We start from the raw sequence: 13,616 nt of genomic DNA, 5'->3' as shown, positions 1-13,616 counted from the left end.
GCACGCCGCCCAAGCGCGCCCCGCCCGTGCGGGGGCCCGCTCAGGCCACGGGGCCGATGGTGACCTTGACGTGCTTCATGATCGGCTGGTCGCTCTGGGTGCTGTAGTCGCCGAGCGCGCACAGCACGTTCATCTCCGGCATGTAGCCGGCCGCACAGCCGCGCGGAATGTCGTAGGGGATGGCGAGGTAGCCGTTGAGGGACCGCAGGCTGCCGTCCTTGGCGGTGCTCGTGATGTCGACGGGGCCCAGGTCGGCGATGCCGCGTTCGCGCATGTCGGCCCGGTTCATGAAGACCAGGGTGCGCAGGTTCTTGACGCCCCGGTAGCGGTCGTTGTCGGAGTAGATCGTGGTGTTCCACTGGTCGTGGGACCGCATGGTGCCCAGGGCCAGGGTGCCCGGGGCGGGGACGACGTCGGGCAGGGCGGCGGTGGAGAACTCGGCGCGTCCGGACGGGGTCAGGAAGACCAGCTCACGGGCGGGCTGCTTGATACGGAAGCCCAGCGGCAGCCGCACCCGGCGGTTGAAGTCCTCGAAACCGTCGAGGACCCGGGCCATGGTGTCGCGGATCCGGTCGTAGTCCTCGACGTACCACTGCCAGGGCGTGGCGCTGTCCGGCAGGGCGGCGCGGGCCAGGCCGGCGACGATGGCCGGTTCGGACAGCAGGTGCGGGGAGGCGGGGCGCTTCATGCCGACGGACAGATGGACCATGCTCATCGAGTCCTCGACGGACGTGCTCTGGACGCCCTTGCGCTGGTGGTCCTTCTCGGTACGGCCGAGGCACGGCAGGATGAGGGCCCGGCGGCCGTGGACGAGATGGCTGCGGTTGAGTTTGGTGCTCACCTGGACGGTGAGTTCGCAGGTGCGCAGCGCCGCCCAGGTGGCCGGGGTGTCGGGTGCGGCGAGGGCGAAGTTGCCGCCCATGCCGACGAACACCTTCACGTCGCCGCGCCGCATCGCCCTGATCGTGTTGACGGTGTCCAGGCCGTGCTCGCGGGGCGGCCGGATCTCGCAGACCTCGGCGAGGCGGTCCAGGAACGCGTCGCCGGGGCGGTGATCGATGCCGCAGGTGCGGTTGCCCTGGACGTTGCTGTGCCCCCGTACGGGGGAGGGCCCCGCGCCCTCCCGCCCCAGATTGCCCCGGAGCAGAAGCAGGTTGACGATCTCCCGTACGGTGTCCACGCCGTGCTCGTGCTGGGTGAGCCCCAGGCACCAGCTGACGATCGAGCGGTCGGCCTCGCCGTAGACCCGTGCCGCCTTGAGGACATCGGCGCGGCTCAGCCCGGACTGGGTCTCGATCTCCTCCCACGACGTGGCCTCGCACAGCGCGCGGTACTCCTCGAAACCCGTGGTGTGCCGGTCGATGAACTCCCGGTCCAGCGCCTTGGGATCGGAGGCGGACTGCTCCAGGACCGCCTTGGCCATGCCGCGCAGCAGGGCCATGTCGCCGCCGATGCGCGGTTGCAGATTGAGCGTGCTGGTCCGGGTCGTCCTGAACAGGGCCATGTCCGTGAAGTCGTGGGGGACGATGGTGCGTGTGGCCGCCGCCTCGACGAGCGGGTTGATGTGCACGATCTGGGCGCCCCGGTGGTACGCCTCCGCGAGGGCGGTGAGCATCCGGGGCGCGTTGGAAGCGGCGTTGACCCCCAGGATGAACAGCGCGTCGGCGGACTCCCAGTCCTTGAGGTCGACCGTCCCCTTGCCGGTGCCCAGGGAGGCCTGAAGGGCCCGGCCGCTGGCCTCGTGGCACATGTTGGAGCAGTCCGGCAGATTGTTCGTGCCCAGTTCACGGGCCATCAACTGGTAGAGGAAGGTGGCCTCGTTGCCGAGCCGGCCGGAGGTGTAGAACGCCGCCCGGTTCGGGTCGTCGAGCTCCCGCAGTGCGCGTCCGACCAGCTCGAACGCGTCCTGCCAGCCGATCGGGACGTAGTGGTCCGACTCGGGGTCGTAGACCATCGGTTCGGTCAGCCGCCCCTGGTTCTCCAGGTCGTAGTCGCTCCACCCGGACAGCTCGGTCACCGAGTGGGCGGCGAAGAATTCGCGCCCGACCCGCTTGCGGGTCATCTCCCAGGTGACGTGCTTGATCCCGTTCTCGCAGATGTCCAGGTGCAGGCCCTTGGTGTCGTCCGGCCAGGCGCATCCCGGGCAGTCGAATCCGGTGTTCTCGTGGTTCATCCGCATGATGGCCCGCGGCCCGTCGACCAGGGCGCCCTCGCGCAGCAGGAAACGGCTCACGCTCTTCGCGGCGCCCCAGCCCGCGGCGGGGTGGTGGTACGGGCGGAACTCCGGATCGTCCTTCGGAGCGGGTCCCACCGCGGGTTCCGGGGGCTGCTGCTCGTCATGGTCGGTGCTCAAGGCCTTCAACCCTTCCGCCATTCGGGCGCGCTGTGCGAAGCGGTCCTCCCGGGCAGGCTATGCACGCCGGTCCACCCCCGCCACCCGGCTTCGGCCGGTGCGGTACACGGAGTGCGGAGCCGGGGGAGTGCCGGGCAGGGACCCGTCCTGTCGGCGGCCTGCACCGCGGCGCGGGCGCGGATACGCTGGGCCGTACTCATCGTCCGCCCCCTGCCTCATGGGCGGCATCCCGGCCGGGCGCGGTGATCCACCGGGCCATCGAGGTGGTCACCCTTGACGTCCATGAACCATCGGCCGGCGCTCTCCGCCGTTCCCCGACTCGTCGTCTCGGCGGTCGTCGGCGCGGTGATCGGTGTGCTCAGCGGTCTGCTGTCCAACGGGCCGTTGGGAGTGCTCGCGGGGATCGCCGCGGCGGAGACGATCTTCGTGGTGACCGGGTGGCTCGTGTTGTGGCCCATGGACGCGGCGACCACCCATCACAACGTACGGCGCGAGGAGTTCCGGCCCGTCGTCGAGGAACTCGTCGTCGTCGCTGCCGCCCTGTGCGGACTGGTCGGCATCGTGGTGCTGCTCCTGGTCGGCCATTCGGACCTGAGCCACGCCGCGGCCGCGACGGCGCTCTGCGGCGTCTTCATGGCCTGGGCGTCGCTCCACCTGATGTACGCCACCCGCTACGCGTACCTCTACTACCTGCCGTCCGAAGGCGGGATCGACTTCAATTCCCAGGACCCCCCGAAGTACGTGGACTTCCTCTACTTCAGTTACAACCTCGGGATGACCTATCAGGTCTCCGACACCGGCGTCTCCAGCTCCACGATCCGCGCGGTCGCCCTCCGGCACTGCCTGCTGTCCTATGTGTTCGGCGCCAGCATCCTGGCCACCACGATCAACCTCGTCGCCGGAATCGTCACGGGCTGACCGCGCACGCTCCCGTACGGGCACTCGTGCGGGCTACGCCTTGCCGCCGTCGCCGCCCACCGACAGCACGAGCACGGTCGTACGACCCCCGGGCGGGTTGTAGGTGAGCGTCTCACCGGCGTGATGTCCGAGCAGCGCGCCGCCGAGCGGACTGTCGGCGGTGACCAGCGTCCGGTCCTCCGCCTCCGCGAACTCGCTGATCCGGATGGTCGTCTCCAGGCCGTCGGCGAACCGTACGGTCACGGTGCTGCCGACGCCGACCGCGTCGGTCGACGGCGCCCCCGCGACGTCCGCCTCGCGCAGCCGTCCGTCGATCTCGGCGATGCGGGTGTCCAGGTGGTCGAGTTCCGTGCCGCGCTGCAACTCGTCGGCCTGGTCGGCCCGGTCGCCGACCTCGTCACCGCCGCTCAGGGTGGCGGCGACCGTCGCGCGCTCGGTGCGCAGCTCGGCGAGCTCCTGTTCCAGCGCCTTGCGGGCGGCAGTGCTGATGGGTTCGGGTCCACCGTTCATTCCTGCTCCCGTCGCGCGGGCGGCACGGTCCAGCACCGCAGGCTATACGTGACATTTGTAAGATATCAGGCATATCTCAACGCTGTGGTGGTGGCCGGGAACGGGCGCACCCGATACGGCCACGCCCTCCCCGATGCGAGGGGCGGATACCGGACAGCCCTTAGACTCCGCGAATGGCGAAGTACTTCGATGTGCACCCCGACAATCCGCAACGGCGCACCATCAGCAGCGTGGCCGACAGCATCCGATCCGGCGCGCTCGTCGCGTATCCGACGGACTCCTGCTACGCGCTGGGGTGCCAGCTGGGCAGCCGTGACGGGATCGGCCGGATCCGGTCGATCCGCCACCTCGACGACCGTCACCACTTCACGCTCGTGTGCCAGAACTTTGCTCAGCTCGGGCAGTTCGTGCATGTCGACAACGACGTGTTCCGGGCGATCAAGGCGGCGACACCCGGCAGCTACACCTTCATCCTTCCCGCGACGAAGGAGGTGCCGCGCCAGTTGCTGCACCCGAAGAAGAAGACGGTGGGGGTCCGGATCCCCGACCACGTGGTCGCTCAGGCGCTGCTCGCCGAACTCGGGGAACCGCTGCTCTCCAGCACCCTGCTGCTGCCCGACGAGGACGAGCCGATGACCCAGGGCTGGGAGATCAAGGAGCGGCTCGACCACGTGGTGGACGCCGTCGTCGACTCCGGCGACTGCGGCACCGAGCCGACCACGGTCATCGACTTCTCCGGCGGCGAACCCGAGATCGTCCGCCGGGGGGCCGGTGACATCACGCGGTTCGAGTGACCGCGCCGGGGCGGCGGCGGTGCGGTCACCGGGCGCATACTGGGAGAAGCCGCACGATTGGAGGACGCCATGATCGTCCTCGGTGTCATTCTGCTGGTCATCGGCCTGGTGGCCGGAATTTCCATCCTGTGGACCATCGGCGTCGTCCTTGTGGTGATCGGCGCCATCCTGTGGATCCTGGGCGCGGTCGGACACGCGGTGGGTGGCCGGCGCCACTACTGGTGACGCGGTCGCAGAGCGCCGGCTCCAGGGGTGACCGGCGGGAACCTGGGCGATGACCGGAGTACGGCCCAGGAAGGCGGATTCCAGCGGGGCCGGGGCGGGACTGGTGGAGATGCCGAGGTCCGCGTCGCCGCGCGGCAGTGTGTCGAAGACCCTGCTGGGGTCCTCCTGGATGGCGTCGCGCACTGTGGGCCCCGCGCTGCCGCCGCCCGCCATGAACGGGGCCAGCAGGTAGGCGACGGTGGAGGGGGCGGTCACCACCGTGAGTGCCGCCTGCTCTCCCTGTCCCATGGCCGACATCGTCTCGGCGGCCTGTTCGGCCCGGCGCACCAGGTCCTGGGCGATCGGACGGAACCGGCGGCCCGCGGCGTTCAGCGTCAGTGAACCCGGACGGCGGGTGAACAGAGAAACGCCCAAGTCCTTCTCCAGTGCGCTCAGTTGGCGTGAGAGGGAGGGCTGGGCGATATGTACCTGGCGGGCCGCGGCGGTGACCGAGTCGGCCGGCGGGCCTGGTCCTGCCCGGTTCCTCGGACGCCCCCGTGGTCGCCTCGGACCCGCTGCCGAGCATCCACGACATGGTGAACCGGCGGACCGCCTCCGGCGCCCCGATCGGCCCGCACGAGGCGGTGACGGCGGGAGGCGCTGACCGCGTACACGGTCGGCTCGGCCCACGCCGTCCACGAGGCGGTGACGGCGGGAGGCGCTGACCGCGTACACGGTCGGCTCGGCCCATGCCGTCCACGAGGAGCACATCAAGGGGACCCTGGCCCGGGGGATGCTCGCCGATTTCGCGGTGCTCAGCGACGACCTGCTGGGGGTGGCCCCGGAGCGCATCGGACGGCTGACGGTGGGGGCGACCGTGGTCGGCGGCCGGATCGCCCACGACGTGGGCGCGCTCACGGTTTCCTGAGCACCCCGGTGCGGAGCGGGGTCACCGCTCCCGCCGCTGCGCCGCGCGCCGCAACAGGGCGAGGAACTGTTCCCGTTCCTCGGGGGAGAACGGCGCCAGCATCTCCTCGTTCACCGCGACGACCGCGGGCGCGAGGCGGACGGCCAGCTCCCGGCCGCTCCCGGTGATGCGCACCAGCTTCCGGCGCCGGTCCTTGTCGTCCTGCGCGAGATCCACCAGACCCCGCCGACGCAGTCGGTCCAGGAGCGGCGCGGTGGTCGACTTGTCGAGATGGGCCAGGGTGCCGAGCGTGCCCTGGTCCATGTCGCCATGGGTGTGCAGCAGGGTCAGCACGGTGAATTGAGGCCCCGTCAGATCCTGGTGCACCTGCTCGTACCAGAGTCGGGTGTGTGCCTGGTTCAGCTGCCGGGCCAGGGGGCCGATCCCGCTGATGGCATCGGGCGGGACGCCCGGCTCCCCGTTCTCCTGCGACATCGCTCCCTGCCTCCGCGAGTTGATTATGACGTACACGTACTTTACCGTGAGGCGAAGTAGGACGTGTACGTAATAACTGTGCGTGACGTCCGTGAGTGGAAGGACGGCGCGATGAAACTCGTGGTCGCCATGACAGGTGCCACCGGCGCGCCCATCGGGGTGCGTCTGCTGGAAGCGCTGGGAGAGCTGGGCGTCGAGACGCATCTCGTCGTCAGCCGCTGGGCGCGGATCACGCTGGCGCAGGAGACGCCGTACACGCTGCGCGAGGTGGAAGCGCTGGCGTCGGTGTGCCACAGCCCGGACGACCAAGGGGCGCCCGTCTCCAGCGGATCGTTCCGGACCGACGGCATGGCGGTCGTGCCGTGCAGCATGAAGACGCTGGCCTCCATCCGTACCGGGCAGGGCGAGGGGCTGATCGGCCGGGCCGCGGACGTGATGCTCAAGGAGCGGCGCCGGCTCGTCCTGGTGGCCCGGGAGACGCCCCTGTCGGCCGTGCACCTGGAGAACATGCTGGACCTGACGCGGATGGGTGCCGTGATCATGCCGCCGGTCCCGGCGTTCTACAACCAGCCCGACGGCATCGCCGACATCGTCGAGCACCTCGTGGTGCGCGTCCTCGACCAGTTCGGCCTCGAACTGCCCACCGCCCGGCGGTGGCAGGGATTCAAGGCGGCCACCGCCCCTCGCCCGGCACGCCGCGACCGCCACGGACCGACCGGCGAACCGTGCCGCCCCGCCTCGCCCGTGGCGCGGCCGGAACACCCCACCGCCCTCTGAGAAAGGCTCCACCATGACCCAACGAGGCAGTGCGCTCAACTTCCGCGACTTCGTCGAGAACCTGCTGGCCACCGGCGACGCGGTCGACATCCGCGAGCCGGTCAGCCCGGTGCTGGAGGCCGCGGCCGTCACCCGGCGCGTCTACGAGACCAGGAGCCCCGCACCGCTGTTCAGCAATCCGACCGGATCCGAGCCGGGATTCCGCATACTCGGCGCGCCCGCCGGCCTGAGCGGCACAGGCGGGAACACCTACGGCCGGCTCGCGGCCCACTTCGGTCTCCCCGTCGACACCGCGCCGCGTGAGCTGGTGGAGAAGCTCATCGCGGCCATGCACGCGGAACCCCTCGCCCCACGCGTGGTGGAGACGGGGCCGTGCAAGGAGAACGTCCTCACCGGTGACGACGTCGACCTGGAACGCTTCCCCGTCCCGCTGCTGCACGAGCACGACGGCGGCCGCTACCTCGGCACCTACGGCTACCACGTGGTGCGCACCCCCGACGGGCGGTGGACGAGCTGGTCGGTCAGCCGCGCCATGCTGCACGGCCGGACCACTCTCGTCGGTCCGGCCATGGCCCAGCAGCACCTCGGCATGATCCACGCCATGTGGCGCGACCAGGGCCTGCCCACGCCCTGGGCCATGGTGCTCGGCGCCCCGCCCGCGGCACTGGCCGCCGCGGGCATGCCGCTGCCCGCCGGAGTGAACGAGGACGGCTACGTCGGCGCCCTCGCGGGCAGCCCGGTCGAGGTGGTCCGCACCGAGCTGCACGACCTGTACGTCCCGGCCAACGCCGAGATCGTCCTGGAGGGGCACATCAGTCCGGACGAGACCGCGCCCGAGGGGCCGATGGGGGAATACCACGGCTATGCCTTCGCCGAGAGCAAGCCGCAGCCGGTCTTCCACGTCGAGGCGATGACCTTCCGCGACGACCCCATCCTGCCGATCTGTGTGGCCGGTCTGCCGCCGGAGGAGAACCACACCATCTGGGGCACGATGATCTCCGCGGTCAGCCTGGACCTGCTGCGCTCCAGCGGTCTGCCCGTCGAGATGGCCTGGTGCTCCTACGAGGCCGCGACATGCTGGATCGTGGTGTCCGTCGACATCGAGCGGCTGGCCCGGAGCGGTACGGGCGAGCGGGAACTGGCCGACGCGGTGGCCGATGTCCTCTTCGGCTCCCACACCGGATGGCTGGTGCCCAAGGTCCTGCTGGTGGCGAACGACATCGACATCACCGACATCGACCAGGTGGTGTGGGCCATGGCGACCCGCCACCACCCGGGCACCGGCGCGTACTCCTATCCGCAGGCCCCTGGTATCCCAATGGTCCCCTACCTCACACCTGAGGAGGTGCGGACCGGCCGCGGCGGCAAGTCCGTCGTCAGCTGTCTGCTGCCCGAGCAGTTCGAGGGCGTCACCAAGGGCGTCACGGCCTCCTTCCGGCACTCGTTCCCCGACCATGTCCGCAAGCGGATCGAGGAGAACTGGACCGCCTACGGCTTCTCCGCGACGGCGCCCCCGTCCCGCTGAGCGCGTGGGCGCACGCCCGCCCGGCCGAACCAGGCGAAACGGATGCATATCTTTGGGATACCATTTCTGATGGTGTCGGACGAGGAGGGGTGCGTTGTCGCAGCGGGAGCCGGTGGAGGCGTCGTCGGGGTCGGTACCGAGGGAGCCACGAGCGGCGGCAGGGGTCCGGCAGGCACTGTCCTCGCTGCGGAGCAGCCCGGGATTCCGTCTCCTGTGGATCTCCAACCTGTTCTTCTACGGCGGCGCGTGGACGCAGACGCTGGTCCTGGGCTGGCTCGTCTTCGACACGACCCGGTCCGAGTTCCTGCTCGCCGTGTTCACCGCCGTACGGCTCGCCCCCATGCTGCTGGGGCCCTTCGCCGGGGTGCTCTCCGACCGGTACGACCGGGTGCGGCTGCTCATGTCCGCCTGTCTGTGGGCCCTGGGGGCCGTGGTCGTCGTGGCGGTCATGGCGTCGTCGGGCCCGGTCTCGTACGGGGCGCTGGTCGCCGGGGGACTGGCCATCGGACTGGCGCAGTCCCCGTCGCAGCCGGCGCGCGGCTCGCTCGTCCTCGATCTCGTCGGACGGGAGAACCTCAGCAATGCCAATGCGCTGAACGCCCTTGCGATGAACATGACGCAGGTGATCGGTCCGGCGATCGGCGGGGCGATGATCAGCGCCTTCGGGGCGCCCGCGGCCCTCTGGATCTCGACGACCTGGTACGCGGTGTCCCTCGTGGCGCTCTGGCCCCTGCGCGGCGTGGGGCAGCCGGAGCCGGGCCGGCCGGAACCCGTACTGCGGATGCTCACCAGCGGATTCCGTACGGTCCTCACCAGCCGCCTCACCTCGGCCGTACTGCTGGTCACGCTCGCCGCCAACGTCCTGTTGTGGCCGGTCTACCAGGGGTTCATGCCGGTGTTCGCGAAGGAGGCCCTCGGGCTCGACGCCGCGGGCCTGGGGTGGCTCCTGACCTGCGGCGGCCTGGGCGGCCTCGCCGGTTCGCTCGTCATCGCCATGCTCGGCGACTTCAGGTTCAAGGGCGGACTGTTCGTGCTCGGCACGGCGGCCTGGGGCGCCCTGTGGTCGCTGTTCGCGCTGTCCCGGACGGTTCCGCTCTCGTTCGCGCTGATGGCATGCATCGGGTTGATGAGCGCTTCGTTCGGAGTGCTCCAGACCACCCTGCTGCTGATGACGACCGCGCCGGAGGTACGGGGGCGGGCCCTCGGGCTCCAGGAACTCGCCATCGGCGTCATGCCCTTCGCCTCGCTGGGGCTCGGCGCGGCGGCCGAACGGGTGGGGGTCGGCACCACCGCGTTCCTCAGCGGAATCCTGCTGGTCGCGGGGTTGCTGACGCTCGCGGCACGAGTACCCCAACTGGTCAGGTACAGCGGCGCGAGCATCCCGTAGCGCGAGGGGTACGACCCCGGCGAACGGACTCCCGGACGGCGTGGTCCCGGCCCATGAGCAGGGCCGCGGCGGAATGCGTCCGCCGCGGCCCTGCCTGTCGTCACCGGCCGGGATCAGATGCGGAGTTCGCCGTCCCGGACCACCACACGGCCACCGGCGACCACCAGGTCCCGGCGCGGCGCGCGGACGAGGGCGTCCTGCACGTTCTCGGCGTCCAGCAGCACGATGTCCGCCCGCGCCCCCGCGACGATGTCGTGGGCGTCGCGGTGCACGAACCCCGCCGCACGCGTCGAGGCCAGCTCCACCGCGTAGGCCAGCTCCTCATCGGTGCGCAGACCGTGGAGCCGGGCGAACCCGAGCGCGACGCGCAACAGGTCGCCGTCACCGTACGGCGACCACAGGTCCCGGATGCCGTCGGTGCCGAGGCCGACCGGCACACCGTGGTCCCGCATGCCGCGCCAGGGCAGCGGCGCGGTACGCACCGGAGCCACGGTCGCCCAGGAGACACCGGCCTCCGCACAGGCTTCGACCAGGCTCTGCTGCCGGTTCACCGGAAGCTCGCCCAGGGCGAAGCCGTGCGAGACCGTCACCTTGCCGTGCAGCCCCGCACCCAGCGTGCGCTCGACGATGAGCTCGATCTGGAACGCGCCGAGATCCCCGCCGTCGTGCAGATGGATGTCGAGCCCGACGCCACGCCGTTCCGCGATGCCGAAGAGCCCGTCGAGCTGCGCCACGGGGTCGCGGTCGATCGATGCCGGGTCGAGGCCGCCGATGCTGGTCGCTCCCGCCCCGGCCGCCCGGTCGAGAAGGTCCAGCACGCCGGGACGGCGCATCACGCCGTCCTGCGGGAACGCGACGATCTCCACCTCGACCGCGCCGTCGAGAGCGGCCACAGCCTCGCGGACCACCTCGATCCCGCGCAGCCCGACACCGAGGTCGACATCCACATGACTGCGTACCGCCGTCGTGCCGTGGCGGAGGAACTCACCCAGCACGGCGGCGGTCGAGGACGGATTCGGGATACCGAGCCCGTCTCGCTCCGCGCGTTCGTGGGTGATGCGCCCCTGCGTCGTCGCCTCCCCGCCGTAGGAGACCCACGGCTGGCCCCACCAGCTCTTGTCGAGGTGGGCGTGCGCGTTGATGAAGCCGGGCAGGGCGAGGAGACCGCCACCGTCGAGGCGGTCGCCGTCGCCGATCGCCGTTCCGGCCGGTACTACGGAGAGGATCTCGGCGCCGGACATCACGATGTCCACGGGCGCCGCACCCCAGGGGCGGACGTTCGTCAGTATCACATGAGCCATGGATTAACGGTATCCCAAATGCTCCGGTGTTAGCCGGTCGGGCGGCCGGACCCGGCACGGCGTCGGCGTGTGAGCGCGAGGGGCAGTGTGGCGAGGGAGAGCGCGGCCGTGACCACGAGTGCCAGGGAGAACGACGCACCCGTCGCGAGGTAGCCGACGAGGAGGGCGCCCACTCCCGTCCCGGCGTCGAACCCGATGTTCCACACGGCGCTCGCGATGCCGCTGGACCGGCGGTCGACGGCGGCGAAGGCGTCCACCAGCGTCAGGTTCTGGAGCCCGCCGTAACTGATCCCGACCAGGACCATCCCGGCCAGCAGCGGAACCATGCCCGTCGCCTCCGGCGAGGTCACCGCCCAGGCCGTCGACGCGAGCCCGACGGCCGTGACGATTACCAGCGGCCAGAGGAACGGCCGGGTGCCGTGCCGGTCGGCCAGCGCCCCGAACCGCCAGCGGGAGACGGCCGCCGTTCCGGTCAGCAGCAGCAACCCGGCCAGGGTCGCGGTGGGGTCGCTGCTCATCTGCGGGGCGAAGGTGATCAGCGCGCCCCCGGCCGTCGTGACGCCGAGCAGGAGCAGCATCGGCGGGAGCAGCGGAAGGTACGCGGCGCGTCCACCCGCCGGGGCGGTTCGGTGCGGCGGGCCCTCGGTCCCGGCCGGGTGCCCGCTCAGCCGGGGGGCGAGCCGCAGCGCGGGCACCACGCCGAGCAGGGGCAGCGCGCCGAGCGCGAACACCACCCCGAAGCCGAGGTTCTCCGCGGCCCAGGGCGCGGTCGAGACCAGGATGAACTGAGGCCCCGCGATGGCCAGGCCGTACGCTCCGACCGCCTTCCCGCGCCGTGCCGGTTCGACGAGTTCGGCCACGGCGGTGGCGCCGCAGACCGTCAGCACCCCGAATCCGATTCCGCGCACGGCCGCGAGGGCCAGCACCACGCCGAGCTGCGTCGACAGGAGGTGCGGGAGCGAGGGGACGCCGAGCAGGACCATCCCGCAGACCAGGGTGGTCCGCCAGCCGAGGCGGCGGATCGCGGTCGGCACCAGGGTCTGGGCGCCCACGGTGCAGAGCATCAGGACCGCGTTGACCGAACCGGCGCCGGCGGCGTCGGCGCCGCCGCGCACGGCCCAGAGCGGCGCGGTGGGCAGCAGTGCCGCGAACCCCGAGAATCCCGTGGCGGTCAGGAGCAGCAGGGCGGGCATGCCCGGCGCGTTCCAGACCGTTTCCCGCGCGGCGGTGTTCACCGGGGCGTTCCTCACTGGCTCGTGCCTCCGTGTCGCCGTCGGCGGACCGGCCGTCGCGGCCGGTCGGCATGCGGAGGAGGGCAGCGGCGATGCCACCCACCGTGAGCTGGATGGTATACCGAATGCCGTAGGGCTGTTAGCCTGACGAAATGAGCACAGAGAGTGATAGAGGTGCGGTGAACGCGTCGCAGACGGTCACGGAGAAGGACCGTGAGTTCCTCCGTGGTTGCGTCGGCCTCGCACAGGAGGCGCTCACGGCCGGTGACGAGCCGTTCGGCTCGCTCCTCGTGGACGAGAGCGGTACGGTCCGCTTCCGCGACCGCAACAGGGTCAAGGACGGCGACGCCACCCGCCACCCGGAGTTCGAGATCGCGCGCTGGGCGGCCGAGAACCTCTCCCCGCACGAGCGGCGGACGAGCGTCGTCTACACATCGGGCGAACACTGCCCGATGTGCAGCGCGGCCCATGCCTGGATCGGGCTGGGCCGCATCGTGTACGCGTCGAGCGCCGAGCAGCTCGTGGCGTGGCGCCGGAGCTGGGGCTTCGACGCGGGGCCGGTCGCGGCCCTCCCCATCCGGACCGTCGCTCCCGGCATCCCGGTGGCGGGCCCCGATCCGTCGCTCGCCGAGGAGGTCCGCGCGCTGCACGCGCGGATGCTGGGCGTGACCCTCGACGGCTAGGGCCTGCCGGGGCCGGACCCGCCCCGTGGTCTCTCGTCCGGATCGGGCGGGATCAATCGGGCCCGGTCCGGAGCGCGGGCCGGATCAGGAACGCGGGTCGCCGGACCGGTCGTCGCGTGCCGCGCTCTTCTCCTTGATGCGCACCGCTTCCTTCCGGACCTCGGCCTGGGTGGCACGTTCCTGCCGGAGCCACTCGGGGGCTTCCGTCTTCAGCGCGTCGATCTGCTCCGTCGTGAGGGCTTCGGTGATCCCGCCACGGGCGAGGCCCGAGATCGAGATGCCCAGCTTGGCGGCGACCACCGGCCGGGGGTGCGGGCCGTTGCGTCGCAGTTCCTGGAGCCACTCGGGCGGATCGGCCTGCAGTGTGTTGAGCTCGGTGCGCGAGACGACACCCTCCTGGAACTCGGCGGGGGTGGCCTCTAGGTACACACCCAGCTTCTTTGCCGCGGTCGCGGGCTTCATCGTCTGGGCGGTCTTGTGCGACGTCATGGGGACAAGGGTATCGAGCATGTGCGCTACCTCTGACCAGG

Annotated in this window: 14 protein-coding genes and 1 pseudogene; 8 read left to right on the top strand and 7 right to left on the bottom strand. The window is 71.1% G+C overall.

Annotated elements, in window-relative coordinates:
- Nucleotides 1–40 precede the first annotated feature (40 nt).
- Nucleotides 41–2,374 carry an FdhF/YdeP family oxidoreductase gene (locus tag GA0115234_RS37965; protein ID WP_093550883.1) on the bottom strand — a complete coding sequence of 778 codons (2,334 nt, stop codon included), beginning with the start codon at nucleotides 2,372–2,374 and terminating at the stop codon, nucleotides 41–43.
- A 261-nt stretch (nucleotides 2,375–2,635) separates the two neighbouring features.
- Between GA0115234_RS37965 and GA0115234_RS37960 the strand changes: the two genes are divergently transcribed.
- Nucleotides 2,636–3,271: a DUF1345 domain-containing protein gene (locus tag GA0115234_RS37960; RefSeq protein ID WP_093550881.1), complete on the top strand. Its 636-nt coding sequence runs from the start codon at nucleotides 2,636–2,638 to the stop codon at nucleotides 3,269–3,271.
- Nucleotides 3,272–3,304: 33 nt separating this feature from the next.
- On the opposite strand, the gene GA0115234_RS37955 is transcribed toward GA0115234_RS37960, so the two are convergent.
- A complete protein-coding gene (locus tag GA0115234_RS37955; RefSeq protein ID WP_093550879.1) occupies nucleotides 3,305–3,781 on the bottom strand; it encodes a GreA/GreB family elongation factor in 477 nt (158 codons plus the stop codon).
- A gap of 173 nt (nucleotides 3,782–3,954) precedes the next feature.
- Here GA0115234_RS37955 and GA0115234_RS37950 point away from each other — a divergent pair, with 173 nt between their 5' ends.
- Together GA0115234_RS37950 and GA0115234_RS42675 are read left to right on the top strand one after the other, a co-directional pair.
- Nucleotides 3,955–4,575 (top strand): L-threonylcarbamoyladenylate synthase, encoded by a 621-nt coding sequence (locus GA0115234_RS37950; RefSeq protein ID WP_093550877.1) that lies wholly within the window; start codon nucleotides 3,955–3,957, stop codon nucleotides 4,573–4,575.
- Between the two features lie 69 nt (nucleotides 4,576–4,644).
- Complete coding sequence (locus GA0115234_RS42675; RefSeq protein WP_093550875.1) at nucleotides 4,645–4,800, top strand: DUF6131 family protein; 156 nt, start codon at nucleotides 4,645–4,647, stop codon at nucleotides 4,798–4,800.
- 366 nt (nucleotides 4,801–5,166) lie between these two features.
- Here GA0115234_RS42675 and GA0115234_RS44000 read toward each other — a convergent pair.
- Nucleotides 5,167–5,550, bottom strand: a pseudogene (locus GA0115234_RS44000) (LysR family transcriptional regulator); the annotation flags it as partial.
- On the opposite strand from GA0115234_RS44000, the gene GA0115234_RS41655 reads away from it, so the two are divergent.
- A complete protein-coding gene (locus tag GA0115234_RS41655) occupies nucleotides 5,501–5,707 on the top strand; it encodes an amidohydrolase family protein (protein WP_237542086.1) in 207 nt (68 codons plus the stop codon). The pseudogene GA0115234_RS44000 and the gene GA0115234_RS41655 overlap by 50 nt on opposite strands.
- Nucleotides 5,708–5,728: 21 nt before the next feature.
- Here the strand turns inward: GA0115234_RS41655 and GA0115234_RS37930 are convergent, their stop codons facing one another.
- Entirely contained in the window at nucleotides 5,729–6,181 is a 453-nt protein-coding gene (locus GA0115234_RS37930) for a MarR family winged helix-turn-helix transcriptional regulator (RefSeq protein ID WP_093550873.1), read from the bottom strand.
- Nucleotides 6,182–6,292: 111 nt separating this feature from the next.
- Here GA0115234_RS37930 and GA0115234_RS37925 point away from each other — a divergent pair, with 111 nt between their 5' ends.
- From GA0115234_RS37925 to GA0115234_RS37915, 3 genes are all read left to right on the top strand, one after another.
- Nucleotides 6,293–6,958: a UbiX family flavin prenyltransferase gene (locus tag GA0115234_RS37925; protein ID WP_093550871.1), complete on the top strand. Its 666-nt coding sequence runs from the start codon at nucleotides 6,293–6,295 to the stop codon at nucleotides 6,956–6,958.
- Nucleotides 6,959–6,971: 13 nt separating this feature from the next.
- Nucleotides 6,972–8,483 carry a UbiD family decarboxylase gene (locus GA0115234_RS37920; RefSeq protein WP_093550869.1) on the top strand — a complete coding sequence of 504 codons (1,512 nt, stop codon included), beginning with the start codon at nucleotides 6,972–6,974 and terminating at the stop codon, nucleotides 8,481–8,483.
- Between the two features lie 94 nt (nucleotides 8,484–8,577).
- A complete protein-coding gene (locus tag GA0115234_RS37915) occupies nucleotides 8,578–9,870 on the top strand; it encodes an MFS transporter (protein WP_093550867.1) in 1,293 nt (430 codons plus the stop codon).
- A gap of 113 nt (nucleotides 9,871–9,983) precedes the next feature.
- Here the strand turns inward: GA0115234_RS37915 and GA0115234_RS37910 are convergent, their stop codons facing one another.
- A complete protein-coding gene (locus GA0115234_RS37910; protein WP_093550865.1) occupies nucleotides 9,984–11,171 on the bottom strand; it encodes an amidohydrolase in 1,188 nt (395 codons plus the stop codon).
- 29 nt (nucleotides 11,172–11,200) lie between these two features.
- A complete protein-coding gene (locus GA0115234_RS37905; RefSeq protein WP_202554610.1) occupies nucleotides 11,201–12,406 on the bottom strand; it encodes an MFS transporter in 1,206 nt (401 codons plus the stop codon).
- Between the two features lie 149 nt (nucleotides 12,407–12,555).
- Here GA0115234_RS37905 and GA0115234_RS37900 point away from each other — a divergent pair, with 149 nt between their 5' ends.
- Entirely contained in the window at nucleotides 12,556–13,086 is a 531-nt protein-coding gene (locus GA0115234_RS37900) for a nucleoside deaminase (protein ID WP_093550863.1), read from the top strand.
- An 84-nt stretch (nucleotides 13,087–13,170) separates the two neighbouring features.
- On the opposite strand, the gene GA0115234_RS37895 is transcribed toward GA0115234_RS37900, so the two are convergent.
- Nucleotides 13,171–13,575, bottom strand: a complete 405-nt coding sequence (locus tag GA0115234_RS37895) for a DUF5997 family protein (RefSeq protein ID WP_093550861.1) — start codon at nucleotides 13,573–13,575, stop codon at nucleotides 13,171–13,173.
- Between the last annotated feature and the right edge of the window lie 41 nt (nucleotides 13,576–13,616).

This window comes from Streptomyces sp. DvalAA-43, from assembly GCF_900091725.1.
GTDB lineage: Bacteria > Actinomycetota > Actinomycetes > Streptomycetales > Streptomycetaceae > Streptomyces > Streptomyces pulveraceus.
The sequence above is the reverse complement of the archived record's forward strand: the minus strand, read 5'-3'. Positions and strand labels throughout refer to the sequence as shown.

Excerpts from the sequence above, each read along its gene's own strand:
- GA0115234_RS42675 (WP_093550875.1), top strand. The coding sequence starts at position 4,645 with ATGATCGTCCTCGGTGTCATTCTGCTGGTCATCGGCCTGGTGGCCGGA.
- GA0115234_RS37965 (WP_093550883.1), bottom strand. The coding sequence starts at position 2,374 with ATGGCGGAAGGGTTGAAGGCCTTGAGCACCGACCATGACGAGCAGCAG.
- GA0115234_RS37920 (WP_093550869.1), top strand. The coding sequence starts at position 6,972 with ATGACCCAACGAGGCAGTGCGCTCAACTTCCGCGACTTCGTCGAGAAC.
- GA0115234_RS37895 (WP_093550861.1), bottom strand. The coding sequence starts at position 13,575 with ATGACGTCGCACAAGACCGCCCAGACGATGAAGCCCGCGACCGCGGCA.
- GA0115234_RS37900 (WP_093550863.1), top strand. The coding sequence starts at position 12,556 with ATGAGCACAGAGAGTGATAGAGGTGCGGTGAACGCGTCGCAGACGGTC.
- GA0115234_RS37950 (WP_093550877.1), top strand. The coding sequence starts at position 3,955 with ATGGCGAAGTACTTCGATGTGCACCCCGACAATCCGCAACGGCGCACC.
- GA0115234_RS37910 (WP_093550865.1), bottom strand. The coding sequence starts at position 11,171 with ATGGCTCATGTGATACTGACGAACGTCCGCCCCTGGGGTGCGGCGCCC.
- GA0115234_RS37930 (WP_093550873.1), bottom strand. The coding sequence starts at position 6,181 with ATGTCGCAGGAGAACGGGGAGCCGGGCGTCCCGCCCGATGCCATCAGC.
- GA0115234_RS37955 (WP_093550879.1), bottom strand. The coding sequence starts at position 3,781 with ATGAACGGTGGACCCGAACCCATCAGCACTGCCGCCCGCAAGGCGCTG.
- GA0115234_RS37925 (WP_093550871.1), top strand. The coding sequence starts at position 6,293 with ATGAAACTCGTGGTCGCCATGACAGGTGCCACCGGCGCGCCCATCGGG.
- GA0115234_RS37960 (WP_093550881.1), top strand. The coding sequence starts at position 2,636 with ATGAACCATCGGCCGGCGCTCTCCGCCGTTCCCCGACTCGTCGTCTCG.